The sequence below is a fragment of the Paracoccus versutus genome, assembly GCF_000763885.1.
GTDB classification, from domain to species: domain Bacteria; phylum Pseudomonadota; class Alphaproteobacteria; order Rhodobacterales; family Rhodobacteraceae; genus Paracoccus; species Paracoccus versutus.
On the sequence record NZ_JRKO01000033.1, the window covers coordinates 20,656 to 39,123 of the forward strand.

The 18,468-nt window shown below is 70.1% G+C and carries 18 protein-coding genes and 2 tRNA genes; 9 read left to right on the plus strand and 11 right to left on the minus strand.

What is annotated here, in order from left to right; all coding sequences use genetic code 11:
* Positions 1-45: 45 nt before the first annotated feature.
* On the minus strand, positions 46-1,245 hold the full coding sequence (locus IT40_RS15485; RefSeq protein ID WP_084197176.1) for a THUMP domain-containing class I SAM-dependent RNA methyltransferase: 1,200 nt from the start codon (positions 1,243-1,245) through the stop codon (positions 46-48).
* 164 nt (positions 1,246-1,409) lie between these two features.
* On the opposite strand from IT40_RS15485, the gene IT40_RS15490 reads away from it, so the two are divergent.
* A complete protein-coding gene (locus IT40_RS15490) occupies positions 1,410-2,204 on the plus strand; it encodes a VOC family protein (protein ID WP_036757142.1) in 795 nt (264 codons plus the stop codon).
* A 91-nt stretch (positions 2,205-2,295) separates the two neighbouring features.
* Here the strand turns inward: IT40_RS15490 and IT40_RS15495 are convergent, their stop codons facing one another.
* Positions 2,296-3,084, minus strand: coding sequence for a metallophosphoesterase family protein (locus IT40_RS15495; RefSeq protein ID WP_036757042.1), 789 nt, complete (start codon positions 3,082-3,084; stop codon positions 2,296-2,298).
* Positions 3,081-4,043: a diacylglycerol/lipid kinase family protein gene (locus tag IT40_RS15500; RefSeq protein WP_036757045.1), complete on the minus strand. Its 963-nt coding sequence runs from the start codon at positions 4,041-4,043 to the stop codon at positions 3,081-3,083. The genes IT40_RS15495 and IT40_RS15500 overlap by 4 nt, the downstream gene beginning before the upstream one ends.
* A gap of 377 nt (positions 4,044-4,420) precedes the next feature.
* Here IT40_RS15500 and IT40_RS15505 point away from each other — a divergent pair, with 377 nt between their 5' ends.
* Genes IT40_RS15505 through IT40_RS15515 form a run of 3 tightly spaced genes read left to right on the plus strand, consistent with a single transcriptional unit; the run spans position 4,421 to position 7,046 of the window.
* A complete protein-coding gene (locus tag IT40_RS15505) occupies positions 4,421-5,629 on the plus strand; it encodes an isochorismate synthase (RefSeq protein ID WP_243700156.1) in 1,209 nt (402 codons plus the stop codon).
* Positions 5,629-6,285: an isochorismatase family protein gene (locus IT40_RS15510; RefSeq protein ID WP_036757047.1), complete on the plus strand. Its 657-nt coding sequence runs from the start codon at positions 5,629-5,631 to the stop codon at positions 6,283-6,285. Before IT40_RS15505 ends, IT40_RS15510 begins: the two co-directional genes overlap by 1 nt.
* Positions 6,276-7,046, plus strand: coding sequence for a 2,3-dihydro-2,3-dihydroxybenzoate dehydrogenase (locus IT40_RS15515; protein ID WP_036757050.1), 771 nt, complete (start codon positions 6,276-6,278; stop codon positions 7,044-7,046). Before IT40_RS15510 ends, IT40_RS15515 begins: the two co-directional genes overlap by 10 nt.
* Here the strand turns inward: IT40_RS15515 and IT40_RS15520 are convergent.
* Complete coding sequence (locus IT40_RS15520; protein WP_244274028.1) at positions 7,043-7,285, minus strand: phosphopantetheine-binding protein; 243 nt, start codon at positions 7,283-7,285, stop codon at positions 7,043-7,045. The genes IT40_RS15515 and IT40_RS15520 overlap by 4 nt on opposite strands.
* An 11-nt stretch (positions 7,286-7,296) precedes the next feature.
* Positions 7,297-8,919, minus strand: a complete 1,623-nt coding sequence (locus IT40_RS15525; RefSeq protein ID WP_036757056.1) for a (2,3-dihydroxybenzoyl)adenylate synthase — start codon at positions 8,917-8,919, stop codon at positions 7,297-7,299.
* 187 nt (positions 8,920-9,106) lie between these two features.
* Between IT40_RS15525 and IT40_RS15530 the strand changes: the two genes are divergently transcribed.
* Entirely contained in the window at positions 9,107-10,456 is a 1,350-nt protein-coding gene (locus IT40_RS15530; protein WP_036757059.1) for a condensation domain-containing protein, read from the plus strand.
* 58 nt (positions 10,457-10,514) lie between these two features.
* A complete protein-coding gene (locus IT40_RS15535; RefSeq protein WP_036757062.1) occupies positions 10,515-10,970 on the plus strand; it encodes a GNAT family N-acetyltransferase in 456 nt (151 codons plus the stop codon).
* Here the strand turns inward: IT40_RS15535 and IT40_RS15540 are convergent.
* Both IT40_RS15540 and IT40_RS15545 read right to left on the minus strand, forming a co-directional pair.
* Positions 10,967-11,419 carry a hypothetical protein gene (locus IT40_RS15540; protein WP_036757065.1) on the minus strand — a complete coding sequence of 151 codons (453 nt, stop codon included), beginning with the start codon at positions 11,417-11,419 and terminating at the stop codon, positions 10,967-10,969. The two genes, IT40_RS15535 and IT40_RS15540, sit on opposite strands and share 4 nt — an antisense overlap.
* The gene (locus IT40_RS15545; RefSeq protein WP_036757067.1) at positions 11,412-12,032 is read right to left on the minus strand and encodes a DUF5671 domain-containing protein; all 621 of its coding nucleotides are present in this window, start codon (positions 12,030-12,032) and stop codon (positions 11,412-11,414) included. The genes IT40_RS15540 and IT40_RS15545 overlap by 8 nt, the downstream gene beginning before the upstream one ends.
* A 199-nt stretch (positions 12,033-12,231) precedes the next feature.
* Here IT40_RS15545 and IT40_RS15550 point away from each other — a divergent pair.
* The 3 genes from IT40_RS15550 (at position 12,232) to IT40_RS15560 (ending at position 14,006) form a co-directional block, all read left to right on the plus strand.
* Positions 12,232-12,306 (plus strand) — tRNA-Gly (locus tag IT40_RS15550).
* Between the two features lie 262 nt (positions 12,307-12,568).
* Entirely contained in the window at positions 12,569-13,831 is a 1,263-nt protein-coding gene (locus tag IT40_RS15555; protein WP_036757148.1) for a class I SAM-dependent methyltransferase, read from the plus strand.
* Positions 13,832-13,932: 101 nt separating this feature from the next.
* Positions 13,933-14,006: transfer RNA gene (locus tag IT40_RS15560), tRNA-Cys, on the plus strand.
* Positions 14,007-14,281: 275 nt separating this feature from the next.
* On the opposite strand, the gene IT40_RS15565 is transcribed toward IT40_RS15560, so the two are convergent.
* The 4 genes from IT40_RS15565 to IT40_RS15580 form a co-directional block, all read right to left on the minus strand.
* Entirely contained in the window at positions 14,282-14,638 is a 357-nt protein-coding gene (locus tag IT40_RS15565; protein ID WP_036757070.1) for a DUF779 domain-containing protein, read from the minus strand.
* 2 nt (positions 14,639-14,640) lie between these two features.
* Complete coding sequence (gene adhP, locus IT40_RS15570; protein ID WP_036757073.1) at positions 14,641-15,675, minus strand: alcohol dehydrogenase AdhP; 1,035 nt, start codon at positions 15,673-15,675, stop codon at positions 14,641-14,643.
* 96 nt (positions 15,676-15,771) lie between these two features.
* Complete coding sequence (gene adh / locus IT40_RS15575; protein WP_052096006.1) at positions 15,772-17,298, minus strand: aldehyde dehydrogenase; 1,527 nt, start codon at positions 17,296-17,298, stop codon at positions 15,772-15,774.
* A gap of 106 nt (positions 17,299-17,404) precedes the next feature.
* Entirely contained in the window at positions 17,405-18,403 is a 999-nt protein-coding gene (locus IT40_RS15580) for a helix-turn-helix domain-containing protein (protein ID WP_036757076.1), read from the minus strand.
* Positions 18,404-18,468 lie beyond the last annotated feature (65 nt).

The window sequence follows — 18,468 nt, forward strand, 5'->3', positions numbered from 1 at the left end:
CCTGCGACCAACCGTATCAATGCGCGGCGGCGGCCTGGGTTCCCGTTACAGCGGCCCGGTCTGCCACAGCCGGATCTTCAGCCCGCCATGGGCGACGTAGGGGCCCGGTTCGCGAAAGGGCAGGCCGGTGGCGCGGGCCAACGGCGCCTCGCTGGTGACAAGGCCGACGCGCCAGCCGCGGAAGCGTTCGCGCAGCACCTCGCCCAGCGTCGCGTGCAGGCCGAAAAGCGGACCCTTGTTGCCGATGCGCGCGCCATAGGGCGGGTTGACCATGACCAGGCCCGGCGGGCCTTCGGGGCGGAGGAGATCGCCGATGGCGCGGTTTTCGAAGCTGGTCCAGCCGTCCAGCCCGGCGCGGGCGGCGTTTTCGCGGCTCATGCGGATCGCGCCGGGGTCGCGGTCGCTGCCGTGGTAGCGGGGCTCGGCCGGCGCGGGCGGGGCAGGGGCGTTGCGCATCGCCTGCCATGCCTGCGCGTCGAAGCTTGGCAGCCGTTCGAAGGCGAAAGGCCGCATCCGTCCGGGGCTGAGGCCCGCCGCGATCTCGGCCGCCTCGATGACGAAGGTGCCCGAGCCGCACATCGGGTCCAGCACCGGCTCGGCCCCGTCGAAGCCGCATTGGCGCAGGAACATCGCCGCCATGGTCTCGCGCATCGGCGCCTTGCCCACCGCCTGCTTGTGGCCGCGCCGGTGCAGCGATTCGCCCGATGTGTCCAGGCTGATGGTGCAAAGGTCGTCCTCGATGCGGATCTTCAGCGTGACCGGCGCGTCCTCGGCCACGGGGGCGCCCAGGCTGTCGCGGATCGCGGCCTCGATGCGCTGGGTGATGGCGCCGGCGTGATAGATGCGGGACTTGCGGCTGCTGGCCTCGATGCGGATGGGCACGTCCGGGCGCAACCAGTCGGCCCAGGGAAAGCGGCGCGCGCGCTTGTCGAGCTGCGCCGGATGCAGGGCGCGAAAGGCGCCGATGCGCGCGAGGACGCGGGTCGCGCCGCGGATTTCCAGGTTCGCCCGCCAGACATCCGCCCAGCCGCCGGTGAACGTGACGCCGCCGGGCTGGGCCTGCGCGTCCCAGCCGAGCGCGCGGGCTTCCGCCGCCAGCGGTTCTTCAAGGCCGGGGGTGGCGACCAGGAAGATCTCCATCCGCGCCGGATCGGCGGCCAGCGGCGCGGCGTCAGGCTGCGGCCGGGGCGGGGTCGGGGCGGATCGGGTCTTGGCGGGCTGGGTCTTGGTGGTGCGGGGCTTCATCGGGTTCCGGCTGGCGAAAGGGCCCCGCATCATGCGCCGGGGCGCGGGCGAAGGCAATCCGTGGCCATTGTCGCCGTTGCGGCGGCAGTATTCCCCGATTGGCGCCATTTCGTGCCATGCGCATCGCCCCTATCTTGGGCGCAACAGGATATAAGGAGAGCATGATGGCCACGAGTGACGCCCCCATCCAGATCGGCCGGGTGGCCCTGATCGTCAACGACCTCGACCGGGTCGGGGATTTCTACCGCTCGGTGATCGGGCTGGAGCGGATTTCCGGCAGCGGCGAAGAGCTGGTGCTGGGCGCGGGCGACAAGCCGCTGCTGGAGCTGCGCCGCGACCGGGCCGCCCGCCCGCGCCCGCAAGAGGCGGGGCTCTTCCATACCGCCTTCCTTCTGCCCGACCGCGCGGCGCTGGGACGCTGGCTGCGCTTTGTCGCCGGGCGCGGGATCGGGCTCGACGGGGCCTCGGACCACCTGGTTAGCGAGGCGCTCTATCTGCGCGACCCCGAGGGCAACGGCATCGAGGTCTATGCCGACCGTCCCCGCAGCGCCTGGCAGCATGACGGGGCCGAGGTGCGGATGGACGCGCTGGCGCTGGACATGGCGGACCTGCTGGCGGCGGATGCGGGCGCCTGGACCGGCGCGCCGGAGGGAAGCGTGGTGGGCCATGTCCACCTGCAGGTGGGCGACGTGGCCGCGGCCGAGGATTTCTGCATGAACCGCCTGGGCATGGAGCGGATGGCGCATCGCTTCGGCGCGAGCTTCTTTGCCACCGGCGGCTATCATCACCATCTGGCGGGCAATGTCTGGAACAGCCGCGGCGCGGGGTTGCGCAGCCCCGGTTCGGCCGGGCTGGCCGAGGTGGTGCTGGCCGCCGATCCCGACCGGCTGCGGGCGCTGGAAGCGGCGGCGTTGCGCGATCCCTGGGGCACCGTCTTCCGCGTCGAGCCCAAGGGTTGAGCCGGGGCCGGGGGCTTTGCCCCCGCGCCTCCCGGACCCCTCGATGGGGTCCGGGAGGCGCTCCCCCAGGGTATTCATGCAACGAAGAAGATCAGGCCGGGCGCCAGAGCCCCTCGCGGCGGGTGAAGCGCAGCTGTTCGGGCGGTCGGAAGCCGGGCTCGGTCATGGGCGCGACGTGGCGCTCGACCAGCAGGTCGGGGCCGGCGAACTCCAGCACGGCGAATTCGTTCTGCCGGTCGCCGGGCCGGTCGCACAGCGCGGTGCCGGCCTGGACTTGCAGGATCGGCCGCCCCCGTTCGCCCAGGAAGGCGCCGATCGACCACAGGTGCAGGTGGCCGGTCAGGACCAGCTGCACGCCCTCGGCCTGAAAGCCGGCCAGCGCCGGGGCGGCGCCCTGCATCAGCGCCTTGTCCACCTGCGGGCGCTGCTGCATCGGGTGGTGCAGCGCGACGATGTTGATGCAGGCGGGGTCCAGCCCGGCGATCACCCGCGCCACCTGCGCGGGCGTGACGATGCCGCGCTGCCAGGACATCGGGTCCACGCTGTTGATGCCCTGCACCCGCAGGTTGCCGACATGGCCCACGGGCTCGAGGTTCTCGGCGATGGCGCGCCGCCAGCGGCGCCAGGGGCGCATCATCCGGTCCGCCAGCTTGTAGAGCGGGATGTCGTGGTTGCCGGGCACCGCCAGCAGCGGCGCCTCGATCCGGCGCAGGAAGGCCGCGGCCTGCGCGAATTGCGCCGAGCGGCCGCGATGGGTCAGGTCGCCCGTCACCACCACCAGATCGGCGCGGGCGGCGTTGATGCGGTCGATCAGCGGCTCGACCAGCGGCTTGCGCTCCAAGCCGAAATGCAGGTCCGAGAGATGCAGGATGCGCGTCATCCGGCATCCCGCCCGCCGCTATCGGCCGGGACCAGCACCTTCAGCGCGCCCCGGCGCACGCGGATGCGAAAGGGCGAATCCATCCAGGTCTTTTCGCCGTCATGGGCGACATATTCATGGCGCGGCACGGTCTCCAGCTCGAATTCATCGGCGCAGATCAGGTCGAAATCGGCATAGCGCGCCGTCTTGCCCAGGGCCAGCCGCAGCGCCGAGCGCACCAGCGGCCCCGGCCGCTTCGCCCGCGCCAGCAGCAGCGCCATCTGGCCCTGGCGCACGCAATCGGCCCCTTCCAGCCCGAAGGTGTCGAGCTGGTAGGCGCTTTTCGCCACGAAGGCCAGGGCGGTGGTGAAGCGCCGCTCTTCGCCGTTCGCGCGCACGGTTAGGCGCAGCGGGCGGCGCAGCGTCCACAGCGCCGCCACCGCCGACCAATAGGCCGCCAGCCGCGACCGGCCCCAGCGCCGATAGATGCTTTCGCGGCGCCGCAGGATCTCGGGATAGGCGCCGAAGCTGACATTGTTCAGGAAGATCATGCCGTTCATCTCGCCGACATGGACGCGGCGGATGCGGGGGGCGTCGAAGATCGCCAGCGCCGCCTCGACCGTCTCGCCCGAGCCGAGGTCGCGGGCGAAATAGTTGAAGGTGCCGCCGGGGATCACCGCCATCGCCGCCGGGGTGCCGGCAACCGCGCCGGCCACGGCCGCCTGGGTGCCGTCGCCGCCGGCGGCGACGATCAGGTCGAACCCCTCGGCCACCGCCTCGCGCGCCATGGCGGGCAGGTCGGCACCCTTGCCGGTGCCGCGGAACCGAAGCTCGGCCACCCGGCCCTGCAAGGCCGCGCGCAGCTTGCCCGCGATGTCGTCGCCCGCCTCGCGCCCCGAGCCCATGTTCACGATAGCGCAGACCCGCGCCCTGGCCAGGTCGAAATCGGGGCTTGCTGCCGGCTCGTCCTGGCCGTTCATGTCCTGGTCCTTTCCGCATTGCCACGCCCCCCGAACCCGCGGCCCCGGCGCCCGGTTCCGGTTCTCGCCGGGGCCGGGGTTGCGACAATTCGCCGGCCGGCGCTAATCCTGATCTTTTTACTTGCCTTTCTGGACCCGCTTTGACAGATTGCCGGCGGGAAGCTGAAGGGCGGGATTTCCAGACCGCCGCCCGACCGGCCGTGCCCCTTGGGGATTGCGGCGGTTCGCCACCCGAGACATCAGTTGCCAAACCCTGCGCAGGAGAGTTCTGCCCCGGATACGATCGCAGCATCATCCATGTCTGCACAGCCAGCGCCAGTCCCAAAGCCGCTGGCCGCCGCCGGGATCGGGGACGAAATTCCTTTGAAACGAGATGCATGATGAACATCCGCCTTTCCGAGGCGCCCAGCAAGACGGCGTCGCCCGTGCCTGATCCGGTTCTTTTCGGTTTCGACGGCCCTTCGGGGCGCATCCTGGGGCGCGGCCCCGCGCGGCGGATCGCCGCCGGCAGTGCCGCGACGCTGGAGACGCGCGTGGCCGCGGCCCTTGCCGGGGCGGCGCCGGACGAGATGATCGGCGGCGCCTTGCCCTTTGACCGCGAGGCCGGGGATTGCCTGTGGCAATGCCGGCGCAGCGATGCGCCCGCGTCCGGCGGCGCCGCGCCGCAGGGCCTGCCGCTGCCGGACTGGCGCCTGACGGCCGAGCCTGCCGCGCGCGACTATGCCGGCGCCGTCGCCCGCGCGCTTGGCATCATGGCCGAGGAGGCCGGTAGCCGCGACGCGCTGGAAAAGATCGTGCTGGCTCGCACGCTGCTGGTCGAATCCACCGCGCCGATCCCGGTCGAGGCGCTGATGGCGCGGCTGCATGCCGACCGCAGCGTGACCGCCTTTCGCGTGGCGCTGCCCGCCGGGCCCGAGCATCCGCAGGGCCGCGCGCTTTGCGGCGCCACGCCCGAGCTGCTGGTCGAGAAGCGCGGCCGGCGCATCGCCTCGCATCCGCTGGCGGGTTCGGCCCGGCGGCTGGCCGATGCGGCCGCCGACCGCGCCGCCGCCCAGGCCCTGTCCGGCTCGGCCAAGGACCACCGCGAACATGCGCTGGTGGTCGAGTCGATCCTGGACATCCTGGCCCCCTATTGCCGCGAACTGGGCTGCCCCGAGGGCACCTGCATCACCTCGACCCGCAGCATGTGGCACCTGGGCACCCGGATCGAGGGGCGGCTGAAGGACGAGGACACGCCCTCGGTCGTGCTGGCCTCGGCGCTGCATCCGACGCCGGCGGTCTGCGGCGTGCCGATGGCGCGGGCGGCCGGCTTCATCAAGGCCCTTGAACCCGTGGCGCGGGATTTCTATGCCGGCGCGGTCGGCTGGTGCGACGCAAGCGGGGACGGCGCCTGGCATGTCGCCATCCGCTGCGCCGAGATCAGCGGCCGGCGGGCGCGGCTATACGCGGGCGCGGGGATCGTCCCCGGCTCGGACCCGATGGCCGAGGCCGCCGAGACCGGCGCCAAGTTCGGCGCGCTTCTGGCCGCCCTTGGCCTGCCGCAGGATGCGGCCCTGCAGGGCGTGCCCTGCAACGGAGAGACCTGATGGCCCTGCCCGGCATCGCCCCCTATGTCCCCCCGACCGAGGCCGAGCTGCCCAAGGCGCGCGGTCCCTGGCAGCCCCGCCGCGACCGGCTGGCGCTGCTGGTCCACGACATGCAGCGCTATTTCTGCCGCATCTATCCCGAGGGCGCGCCCCTGGCGCCGGTGGTCGGCAATATCGCGCGGCTGATCGGCGCGGCGCGGGCGGCGGGCGTTCCGATCTTTTACACCGCGCAGAAGGGCGACCAGTTCCGCCCGGATCGCGGGCTTCAGGCCGACCTGTGGGGGCCGGGGATGAGCGCCATCCCCGAGCATGAGGAGATCCTGCCCGAGCTGGCCCCGGCGACGGGCGACATCGTGCTGCTGAAGCATCGCTACAGCGCCTTCCAGCGCTCGAACCTCGAGCATCTGATGCGGGCGCGCGGCCGCGACCAGCTGATGATCTGCGGCGTCTATGCCCATATCGGCTGCCTCGCCACCGCCGTCGAGGCGTTCCAGCGCGACATCGAGGCCTTTGCCGTGGCCGATGCGCAGGCCGATTTCTCGCGCGAGAAGCAGGACATGGCCATGGGCTGGATCGCCGCCACCTGCGGCGTGGCCCTGTCCACCCGGCAGGCGCTGGCGGCGCTTGGCGGGCAGGAGATGAAATCATGCGCCTGACCGGATTCCACGACCGGACCGCCATCGTCACCGGCGCGGCGGGCGGCATCGGCCGCGCCGTGGTCGCCGCGCTGCTGGAGGCGGGGGCCAGGGTCGTCGCCACCGACACCGAATCCGCGCTGGCCGGCAACCCCGTCGCGGGGGCCGAGAACCGGGTGCTGGACGTGCGCGACGGCGATGCCGTCGAGGCGCTGGTGGCCGAGGTCGAGGCGACGCATGGCCCGCTGGGCCTTGGCGTCCATACGGCCGGCGTTCTGGCCATCGGGCCGCTGCTGGACCTCGCGCCCGAGGAATGGGAGCGGGTGATCGGCGTCAACGCCCGCGGCACCTTCAACGTCACCCGCGCTTTCGGCCGCGCCATGGTGCGGAACGCAGGCGGCGCCATCGTCGCGGTCAGTTCGAACGCGGCGGGGATTCCGCGGCTGAACATGGGCGCCTATGCCGCCTCCAAGGCGGCGGCGACCATGCTGGTGCGCTGCCTGGGGCTGGAGCTTGCCGCGCAGGGCGTGCGCTGCAACATCGTCGCCCCCGGCTCGACCCTGACGCCGATGCAGACCGGCATGTGGACCGAGGACGGCGGCGCCGGCGAGCGCGCGGTGATCGAGGGCAGCCTGGACGCCTATCGCACCGGCATCCCGCTGAAGAAGCTGGCGACGCCCGAGGACATCGCCGGCGCGGTGATGTTCATGCTGTCCGACCAGGCGGGCCATGTCACCATGGCCGACCTTTACGTCGACGGTGGCGCGACGCTGCGCGCCTAGATCCGGGACGCGATCAGCGCCCACCAATTGTCCAGCGTCGGCTCGCGGGCCAGTTCCTCGAAACTGGCCTCGACGCCCATCTGCTTCAGCTCGGACGAAAAGGTCATCACCGCGATCGAGTCGAGCCCGTAGAGGACGAGGTTCTCGGCGGGCTCGATCTCGCAATCGTCCTCGATCATCTTCCGCACGCGGGCGGCCAGCCATTCGGGGCTGAGATCGGTCTTTTCGGCAATATCCATCATTCGTCCTTTCAGGCGGCGGTTTCGGCCACGAGGCTGTCGCGCAGGCGGCGCTTGTCGATCTTGCCCACCGCCGTCAAGGGCAGTTCGGGCACGAAGCGGAAGCGGTCGGGCAGCTTGTATTCGGCCACGCCCAGCTCCAGCAGGTGCCGGCGCAGCGCCGGCGGCGAAAGCTTGCCCGCCCCCTCGCGCAGCACCAGGAATGCGCAGCTTTTCTCGCCCAGATGGGCGTCCGGCGCGGCGACCAGCGCGGCATGGGTGATGTCGGGATGGCGCACCAGCAGGTTCTCGATCTCTTCGGCGGCGATCTTTTCGCCGCCCCGGTTGATCTGGTCCTTGATGCGGCCCACGACGCGCAGGTTGCCGCCCTGCCGCACCACCACGTCGCCCGAGTAATAGAACCCCTCGGCGTCGAAGGCTTTCGCATTGTGTTCCGGGCTGCGGTAATAGCCGCGGAAGGTATAGGGGCCGCGCGTCGCCAGCGCGCCGGGCGTACCGTCGGGAACGTCGTTGCCGTCCTCGTCGACGATGCGCACCTCGTCGTCCGGGCTGATCGGCCGGCCCTGGGTGGTAAAGACCACCTCGGGCGGATCGTCCAGCCGGGTATAGTTCACCAGCCCCTCGGCCATGCCGAAAACCTGTTGCAAGCGGCAGCCCAGCAGTTCCGGCGCGCGCCGCGCGGTCGCCTCGGCAAAGCTGGCACCGCCGACCAGCATCAGCTCCAGGCTGTCCAGCATGGCGCGGCGGGCGGGATCTTCTTCGACTGCGCGCAGCCACAGGGCCACGGCGGGCGGCACCAGCGGCGCCATGGTGATCCGCTCGCGCGCGACGATCTGGAAACAGCCCAGCGGTTCGGGGCTGGGGGCCATGACCACGGTGCCGCCGGCATGGAACACCCCCAGCGTGCCGGGCGAACTCATGGTGAAGTTGTGCCCCGCCGGCAGGGCGCACAGGAACCGCGTGGCAGAGGTCACGCCGCTGATCTGGACGCTGGCGCGGATGCTGTAGTCGTAATCGTTATGCGTGCGCGGGATCAGCTTGGGCGTGCCGGTGCTGCCGCCCGACAGCTGGAAGAAGGCGACCTGGTCGGCAGGCGTCGGCCCGGCGCCCTCGGGCAGGTCGCCGTCCGGTGTCAGCCAATGGGCCAGGCTGCGGGCGGGATCGTCCTCGCCCAGAAGCAGCAGATGCGCGACGCCGCCGGCGCGCAGCGCGTCGGCAAAGGCGTCGTCGCGGAACAGTTCGTGGTCGCGCGCGGCGATGACCACCCGCGGCGCGATCTGGCGGACGTATTCGGTCAGCTCCAGCCGGCGATGGCTGTAGAGCGCGTTCACCGGCGCCACCCCGATTCGCAACAGCGCGAAGAAGGCGATGAAGAACTCGGCCACATTCGGCAACTGCACCACCGCCGTATCGCCATGGCCCAGCCCCTGCCGCGCCAGGCGCGCGGCCAGGTTGCGCGACAGCCGGTCCAGGTCGCCATAGCTGAAGCGGCGCGAACCGCAGACCAGCGCCTCGGCCTCGGGGTTGGCGGCCAGCTGCGCGTCCAGGATATGCGTCAGCGGCTGGTCGATCCAGTAACCGGCCTCGCGATAGCGTCGGGCGAGGTCTTGCGGCCAAGGGCTGAATTCAATCATGCGGATACCTGCTTTTACGGCAATGAGCCGCCCAAGGCGCTTGCGGCACCTTGACGGATGACAATAGTTGAGTATTTTTATCCCGCTTTCTCTCTCGAAGCAAGCCAGCCGCGTCCCTTGCCGGATGCAACCAAGCCAGCCCTCTCTCGTTCAGAATGCCAGACCCTGCGACAGGGACAAGGATTTCATGACGCATCATCAAGCCGAGGGGTTGTGGTTGCCCCTGACGCTGGCCCAGCTGGATTTCTGGGAAGAGTTCCGGTTCCATCCCGGCGAGGCGGTCTCGACCGTCGCCCATGCCATCGAATTGCGCGGCCTTGCCGATCCCGAGGCGCTGGCCTGCGCCATAAAGGCCACCATCGCCGAAACCGACATCATGGCGCTGCGCTTCGGCCTTGGCGCCGACGGCCGGCCGGTGCAGCGGGTCGATCCCGCTGAGCGGCCCGCGCTGCGCCGCATCGACCTGTCGGACCGCACGGATGCGCGCGCACATGCCTTTGCGCTGATGCAGGCGGATGTCGATGCGGCGCTGGACCTGCTGGAGCAGCCCATCGCGGCGCAATGGCTGGTCCGGCTGGCCGAGGGGCATTACCTGTGGTTCAACCGCGGCCATCACATCGCGCTGGACGGCTATGCCATGGGCCTGGTCGAACGCCGCTGCGCCCAGCTTTACGCCGCGCTGGCCGAGGGCGCCGATCCCGGCCAGCCGCTGCGCCCGCTGGCCGCCTATCTGAACGAGGAAACCGACTATCGCGCCAGCCCGCGCCATGCCGCCGACGCGCGCCATTGGGCCGGGGTGCTGGCGGCCGAACCCCGCCCGCGCGTGCTGCGCAAGGGGTCCGAGGACTATCCGGCCGAGGCGCTTTGCGCCGCCCACGACCTTGCCGCCCTGCGCCCGGCGCTGATGCGGCAGGCGCAGGCGGCGGGCATGGGCTGGCCGGACCTGCTGACCGTGATCTGCGCGGCCTGGGCGGCCTTGCATCTGCGCGACGGCTCGGCCGCGCATCTGTGCGACGACCGCGGCCGGATCGCGATGCCGGTCTGGCTGCCCTACATGAGCCGCATGGGCAGCGTCGCCGTCTCGGTCCCGGCGCTGGTGGTGAACATCCTGCCGCTGGACGTGACGCTGCATCCGGGCGAGCCGCTGGGCGAGGCGCTGGCCCGGCTCGGCGGGCGGCTGCGCCAGCTGCGCCGCCATGGCCGCTACCGCATCGAGCAGATCGCCGAGGATTACGGCATGGAGCCGCGCAGCCGCTTCTTCTTCTCGCCGCTGATCAACGTGCTGCCCTTTGACGAGGCGCGATTCGCCGGCTGCGAGACGACGCGGCACGTGCTGTCGAACGGGCCGGGCGACGGGTTCAACATCACCATCCGCGGCGATGGCGAGGCCCGCGGGCTGGAGCTGCTGGTCGAGGCCGACCCGACCCTGACCCCGCCCGAGGATTTCGCCGCGCTGGCCCAGGGCCTGCCGCTTTTCCTGGCCGCGGCGCTGGCGCCCGAGAACCTGTCGCGCCCGCTGTCGGACCTGCCGGGCTGACATGCCCTTGCCGGTCCCTTTCCCCCGGCGCAACCTGCGTCGGACAGGAGGGGATGGGATGGACAGCGACGTGATACGCCTTGCCACGGCCGGCGACCTGGCCGTGGTCGACGAAGTGGTGAACAGCGCCTATGCGCATTACATCGCCCGCATCGGCCGCAAGCCGGGACCGATGCTGGACGACCATGCCGCGCGCATCGCGGCCGGGCAGACGCATCTGCTGGAACGGGATGGCGCGATGCTGGGCCTGATCGTGCTGATCCCTCAGCCCGATGCGCTGCTGGTCGAGAATGTCGCCGTCTCGCCCGCCGCGCAGGGGCTGGGGCTTGGCCGGCGGCTGATGGATTTCGCCGAAACCCGCGCCCGCGCGGCTGGCCTGCCCCGGCTGCGGCTTTACACCCATGTGGCCATGGTCGAGAATCAGGCGATCTATGCCCGGCTCGGCTATGCCGAGACCCGCCGGGTGATCGAAGCCGGGCTGCACCGCATCTATATGGAAAAGCCGCTGGCCTAGTCGCGATAGGGGCCCTGGTCGCGATAGGGAATCGTCGCCTCGGCCCCCGGCCGCTGCGACCCGGTCGGGATGAAGCTGCGCGTGCTGCAACCCGCCGCGTCGCGATCCCAAGGACCGGACCGCGGGGGCTGCGGCAGTTCGAACCCGGCGCAGAGCCGATAGCTGCGCGGCCCCGTGACCTCGTAGCGATAGGGCGCGCCGGTAAAGGGATCGGCCAGCCGCACCTGCCAGTCGCATTGCGGCGTGGTCGCCAGCGTCTCGGGCAGGCGGTCGCCGTTCTCGCGCGCCAGGCAGACCACCAGCCGGGCCAGGTTGGCCAGGTCGCTTTCCCGCTCGCGGTCGCGGCGCTCCTTGCGGGCATGGCCGGGGCCGCCGGTCAGCGCCAGCCCGGCGACGACCGCCGCCGCGGCCAGCAGCGCGATGGCGATGGTGGCCCAGCCCTTAATCATTCAGTTCGTCCCGGTAATAGGCAAAGACCAGCCCCGCGACCCCGGCGACCAGCGCCGCCTTGGCGGCGAAACGCGCCGTCAGCTCGCCGTTGAGCAGCGTGTAGATGACATAGATCCCGTCCGCCAGGAACACCAGCGCCACCACCAGCAAAGTCACCGAGGCGAACCACTTGCGCACCAGCGACCGCCGTCGGCCGCCGTCGCCCAGGCTCATCCGCGCCACCTTGCGGTTGAGGATCATGAACAGCGGCACGAAGGCGATCAGCGAGGCGATGGACCAGCGCGTCGAGCTGCCCGGTCCGTAATAGCGGCTGTCGGCCGGGTCGGGGATCAGCCGCTCGATCAGCACCATGCCCAATTCGCAGACATGCCAGCCGATCATGCCCAGCGACAGGAACAGCAGGCCGTAAAGCAGCGCCTCCTGCGCCGAGGCATAGGGGCGGGGCCGCGGCACCGGCGGCAGGCCCGGCGCGGTTTCCCAGCCCCCCAGCGCCTCGTCGATCTCGGGCGCGGACCAGCCGGCATGGGCCAGCGCCTGGGCGATGCCCTCGCGCTCGCCGCCCTGTGCCAGGGCGCGGCGGACATATTCGGAAAGCTGGTCGGACGGTTTCATCGGCACCCCCTGTCTGGCCGGCAGGTTTCGGCAAGCCGGCGGCGCGGTCAAGCCCGCCAAGGCCGCAGCCGGGCGCAATTTTCCCCGCCGGGCCTCGCCTGCGAAAATTTTCCCGGCGGCGCGATTTTTCCCCTTGCACCCCCCGGCGCGCTCCCATAAATGACGCCTCACCGAAGGCGAAGCGCCATCGGGACGGAGCGCGGGCGTAGCTCAGGGGTAGAGCATAACCTTGCCAAGGTTAGGGTCGTGAGTTCGAATCTCATCGCCCGCTCCAAAATCTTCCTTCGGGAACGGCGAAAAGCGGCCTTCGGGCCGCTTTCGGCTTTTCGGGCCAAAGTTTTGCCCGGCCAAGGCCCTGCGCGATCAACCAGCGGCAGACCCTTCACCCTGCCTCTGGCCATTTTCGGCGAATCGGCGCTAGTATGGCAACCGGAGTTGCCCCGGCAGCCAGGTCCGGGACAGTCGTCAGGAACAAGCTGCCGCGCCTCGCAACCACGCATCCCCCGAACCGCGGCCAGCCCAAGCGTGAGGTGATCATGCCGGCTCTGGAAGCTCTGATCGAACGGAAACTGCAACAGCTCTCGGTGCCGCTGGCGGTCCGCCTGCCCTCGGGGCGGCAACTGGGCCCGCCCGATGCGCGCGTGACCATCGCCTTCAAGGACATGGGCGCGCTGGCGCCGCTGGCCTCGGCCCGGCTGGGCCGGCTGGGGGACGAGATCGTCCGCGGCCGCGCCCGCATCGAGGGCTCGATGCGCGACCTGATGCGGATCGTGGCGGCGCTGGTGCCCAGCGACGGCCAGCCGATCCAGCCCAAGCCCTGGCAGCGGCTGCTCTATCACGTGCATTCGCTGCTGCGCCACAGCCGCGACCGCGATGCAAGGCAGATCCGCGCGCATTACGATGTCTCGGACGAGTTCTATGCGCTCTGGCTCGACCCGCGGCGGGTCTATTCCTGCGCCTATTTCGCCGAGCCGCAGATGACGCTGGCGCAGGCGCAAGAGGCCAAGCTGGACCTGATCTGCCGCAAGCTGGACCTGCGCCCCGGCGAGCGCTTCGTCGACATCGGCGCCGGCTGGGGCGGGCTCTTGCTGCATGCCGCGCGCCATTACGGCGTCGATGCCACCGGCATCACCCTGTCGCAGAACCAGTTCGACCATGTCGGCCGGATCATCGCCGAGGAGGGCCTGGGCGACCGGGTGCGCATCCGGCTGTGCGACTATCGCGACCTCGTGCCCGACCAGCCCTTCGACAAGCTGGCGTCGGTGGGCATGTTCGAACATGTCGGCCGCGCCCGGATGGGCATCTATTGCGACACGCTGCGCCGGCTGCTGCGGCCGGGCGGGCTGGCGCTGAACCACGGCATCGCCGCCTCGGGCTTGGACGACGCGATGGTGGGCGGCGGCCTGGGCGATTTCATCGAGAAATACATCTTTCCCGGCGGCGAGCTGGTCCATGTCAGCCAGGCCATCCGCAGCCTGTCGCAATCCGGGCTGGAGATGGTCGATACCGAGAACCTGCGCCCGCATTACGCCCGCACGCTCTGGGCCTGGTCCGACGCGCTGGAGGCGCAGTTGCCCGAGGCCGAGCAAGTGCTGGCGCGCTCGATGCCGCCCGATCGCGCGGCCGAGGTGTTGCAGGCCTACCGGCTGTATCTGGCAGGCTGCGCGCTGGCCTTCGAGCAGGGCTGGGTGGCGCTTTACCAGATCCTGCTGATCCATCCCGACCCGGCGCTGGCGACGCCGGACCTGCCTGGGGCGCAATCCGCCTATCCCTTCCGCCGGGACCATGTCTATCGCTGATCCTGGCCGTCACCCGGTCGCAGGCGAAGGGGGAAAGCGGCGGCCGCAGCAATAACCCCCTTGACCCCGCGCCTTGGAAACCCTAGCAAACGCAAGGCTCCGGCGGGTTGGCGGAGAGGTTACGCAGCGGATTGCAAATCCGTGAAGACCGGTTCGATTCCGGTACCCGCCTCCAAGTCTTTTCAAGCTCTTGGGTTTTTCTTGCTGCTGCAAGCGCCACCTTCCGCCATTGCGGAAAGGTGCCCCCTTCGCAGCCGCGAACGCGCCTTCTTTCAGCCAAGCGCCCAGGGGCCGGGACGGAAAAAGGCGGGCCTGGGCCGGAGGAATGGAACATTCGCAGGCGCCGGACGGGCGGGCGCGTGCCTGCATGCTGCCGATCTTGCCGCAAGCGGCAGGGGGGCAGGGCGGGCGCACGGACGGCTTGGGGGAGGCCGTGCGCCCGCGCCGCGGTCAGAGCCGGCAGATCTCGGACCGCACCAGGAAGCGCCGCTCGCGCCCGTTGTCCAGGCTGAACATGCCGCCGCGGCCGGGCACCACGTCGATGACCAGGCGGGTGTGCTTCCAGGCTTCGTATTGGCTGGCCGAGATATAGAACGGCATGCCGCCGATCTCGCCCAGCTTCACGTCATGCTGGCCGATGCGGAAATCGCCCTGCGGATAGCACATGGGCGAAGACCCGTCGCAGCAGCCCCCGGACTGGTGGAACAGCACCGGCCCGTGATCGGCGACGATCTCGGCCAGAAGCGCCAGCGCGGCCGGGGTGGCATCGACCTGGTCCAGCCCCTCGGGATTGGCGACGGGTTCCATGTTCAGCCCGCCATGTCCAGCACCATGCGGCCCTCGATCTGGCCCTTGTGCATCTGGCCGAAGATGTCGTTGATATCCTCGAGCTTGGCGCGATGCACGGTCGCCTTGACCTTGCCCTCGCCGGCGAAATCCAGCGATTCCTGCAAGTCCAGCCGGGTGCCGACGATCGAGCCGCGCACGGTGATGCCGTTCAGCACCATGCCGAAGATGTCCAGCGGAAAGTCGCCCGGCGGCAGGCCGTTCAGCGCCACGGTGCCGCCGCGGGCGACCATGCCGATGGCCTGCTCGAACGCCTTGCGGCCCACGGCGGTGACCAGCACGCCCTGTGCGCCGCCGTCGGTCTGGCGCTTGATCGCGGCGGCCGGGTCGGGGTCGGTCGCGGCATTGACCGTCACCGTCGCGCCCAGCTTGCGCGCCAGCGCGAGCTTTTCGTCGTCGATGTCCACGGCGGCCACGTTCATCCCCATGGCCTTGGCATATTGCACCGCCATGTGGCCCAGCCCGCCGATGCCCGAGATCACCACCCAGTCGCCGGGCTTGGTATCGGTGACCTTCAGCCCCTTGTAGACCGTGACGCCCGCGCAAAGCACCGGGGCGATCTCGACGAAATCGACGTTCTTCGGCAGGTGGCCGACATAGTTCGGATCGGCCACGACATATTCGGCAAAGCCGCCGTTCACCGAATAGCCGGTGTTGAGCTGGCTTTCGCACAGCGTCTCCCAGCCGCCCAGGCAATGGCGGCAATGGCCGCAGGCGGTGTAGAGCCAGGGCACGCCGACGCGGTCGCCCTCCTTGACGTGCTTGACCCCGGCGCCCACGGCCGAGACGAAGCCCACGCCCTCGTGCCCCGGAATGAAGGGCGGGTTCGGCTTGACCGGCCAGTCGCCCTCGGCGGCGTGCAGGTCGGTGTGGCAGACGCCGGATGCCTGGATCTTCACCTGGATCATGCCGGGTCCCGGTTCGGGGACCGGCACCTCGTCGATGGTCAGCGGCTTGCCGAATGCGCGCACGACGGCGGCTTTCATGGTCTTGGCCATGAGAGGGAACTCCTTGCAGTTGCTCTTGGGGGAGGAAAGGGGAGGGGGAGGGAGGAAGGGTGCCGGGCGCGAGTCACCCCGCGCCCGGCCATTCCCTCAGAAGAAGCCCAGCTTCTTGGGGGAATAGCTGACCAGCATGTTCTTGGTCTGCTGATAGTGGTCCAGCATCATCTTGTGCGTCTCGCGCCCGATGCCCGACTGCTTGTAGCCGCCGAAGGCCGCATGGGCCGGATAGGCGTGGTAGCAGTTGGTCCAGACCCGGCCGGCCTTGATGCCGCGGCCCATCCGGTAGCAGGTGTTGGCGTCGCGCGACCACACCCCGGCGCCCAGGCCGTAAAGCGTGTCGTTGGCGATCTCCAGCGCCTCGGCCTCGTCCTTGAAGGTCGTGACCGAGACCACGGGGCCGAAGATTTCCTCCTGGAAGATGCGCATCTTGTTGTGGCCGCGGAAGATCGTCGGCTCGATGTAATAGCCGCCCGACAGCTCGCCGCCCAGGTCGGCCGCCTTGCCGCCGGTCAGAACCTCGGCGCCTTCCTTCCTGCCGATGTCGAGATAGCTGAGGATCTTTTCCTTCTGCTCGCTCGACGCCTGGGCGCCGATCATGGTGTCGCTTTCGCGCGGGTCGCCCTGCTTGATCGCCTGCACGCGCTGCACGGCGCGCTCCATGAACTTGTCGTAGATCGATTCCTGGATCAGCACGCGCGACGGGCAGGTGCAGACCTCGCCCTGGTTCAGCGCGAACATGGCAAAGCCTTCCAGCGCCTTGTCGAAGAAATCGTCATCCTCGCGCGCCACGTCGGCAAAGAAGATGTTCGGCGACTTGCCGCCCAGCTCCAGCGTCACCGGGATCAGGTTCTCGCTGGCATATTGCATGATGAGGCGGCCGGTCGTCGTCTCGCCGGTGAAGGCGATCTTCGAGATGCGGTTGCTGGAGGCCAGGGGCTTGCCGGCCTCGAGCCCGAAGCCGTTGACGATGTTCAGCACGCCCGGCGGCAGAAGGTCGCCGATCAGGTTGGCCCAGACCATGATGCCGGCCGGGGTCTGCTCGGCCGGTTTCAGCACCACGCAATTGCCGGCGGCAATCGCGGGCGCCAGCTTCCAGCAGGCCATCAGCAGCGGGAAGTTCCAGGGAATGATCTGGCCCACCACGCCCAGCGGCTCGTGGAAGTGATAGGCGACGGTGTCGTTGTCGATCTGGCTGATCGAGCCTTCCTGCGCGCGCAGCACGCCGGCGAAATAGCGGAAATGGTCGATGGCCAGCGGCAGGTCGGCGGCCATGGTCTCGCGGATCGGCTTGCCGTTGTCCCAGGTCTCGGCGGTGGCCAGCAGCTCCAGGTTCCGCTCCATCCGGTCGGCGATCTTCAGCATGATGTTGGCGCGCTCGGCCGGGCTGGTCGCGCCCCATTTGTCCTTGGCGGCATGGGCGGCGTCCAGCGCCAGTTCGATGTCGCCGGCCTCCGAGCGCGCGATCTGGCCGATCTCGGCGCCGGTGATCGGGGTGGTGTTGGTGAAATACTTGCCCGAGACGGGCGCCACCCATTCGCCGCCGATGAAATTGTCATAGCGTTCCTCGAAGGGCAGCGCGTTCACGCCCCGGAAAGGATGCGTCTGATCGTTCGGCATGATGTTCCTCCTGTCAGCCCGGCTCCTCCAGCCGGTTGCACAAGAGCCTGTGCCCTGAGGCCCCCTGGGGTCAACGCGGGGTTTCGCGCCGCGGGGCCGATGTGTTTCAGGGGCGAGACAGTTTGCCGGGATTTTCGTCGATGCCCAGCCGCGCCATGCGGCGGTATAGCGTGGCGCGTCCCACCCCCAGCGCGCGGGCGGCGGCCGAGACATTGCCCTCGGCCCTGGCCAGGGCGCGAATCACGGCGGCGCGTTCGGCGCGCTCGAAGCCGGTCGCCTCGTCCTGCCGGCCCAGCAGGTCCGAGGCCGGGCGCGGGCGCAACTGCCCCTCTTTCTCAAGGCCGAAGGCGCGGCGGGCGGCGCGGTTGGCGCCGATGGCCAGGTCGTCCTTGTCCACGGCGAGCAAGAGCGTGCCGTCCTCGGTCCCCACGGCCTCGGGGGTGACGATGCGGGCGCCGGGGAACGAGACGCGGAAGAAGGCGGCTTCGATCGCCCGCGCGCTATGCGCGACCTGCGCCGCGATCAGCGCGTTCAACCGCTCGGTATGGTCGGCGCGGGCAGAGCTGATGTCCAGCGCCGCGATCAGCCGCCCGTCCGGGCCCCAGATCGGCGCGTCCATGCAGGACAGCCCGGTGTTGCGGGCATAGAAATGCTCGTCGCGGTGGATCGTGACCTGCCGCCCCTCGGCCAGGCAGGTGCCGATGCCGTTGGTGCCCTGCACCTCCTCGGACCAGTCCATGCCGCGCCACAGCCCCCAGCCGCGGAAGGTGGCGGCGTCGCCCTGGCTCACGCGGTGTTCCAGCACGATGCCCTGCGCGTCGGTCAGCAGCAGATTGCAGCCGGTCGGGCAGACCAGCTGGAACAGCTGGTCCAGCTGCGGCCGGGCGACGGCGATGAAGCGGTCCATGCGCTCGACCCGCTCGGACAGTTCGCGCTCGGTCAGGCGGCGGGGGTCGGGTGGCCGGGTCGGGTCCAGCCCGTGCTTGAGCATCGAGCGGCGCCAGCTTGCCGCCAGCCGGGTGACGGCGCCGGGCGATTGCGACGCCTGGACCACGCGATCTTCGTGGCGGGTTGCGCTGGGCGTTGCCGGGCGGGTCTCGGGCAAGGCGTCCTCCCTTCCTTACGCGATGGCGGGATATTGCCCGCCCCGGCGCTGCGGGGCAAGCAATG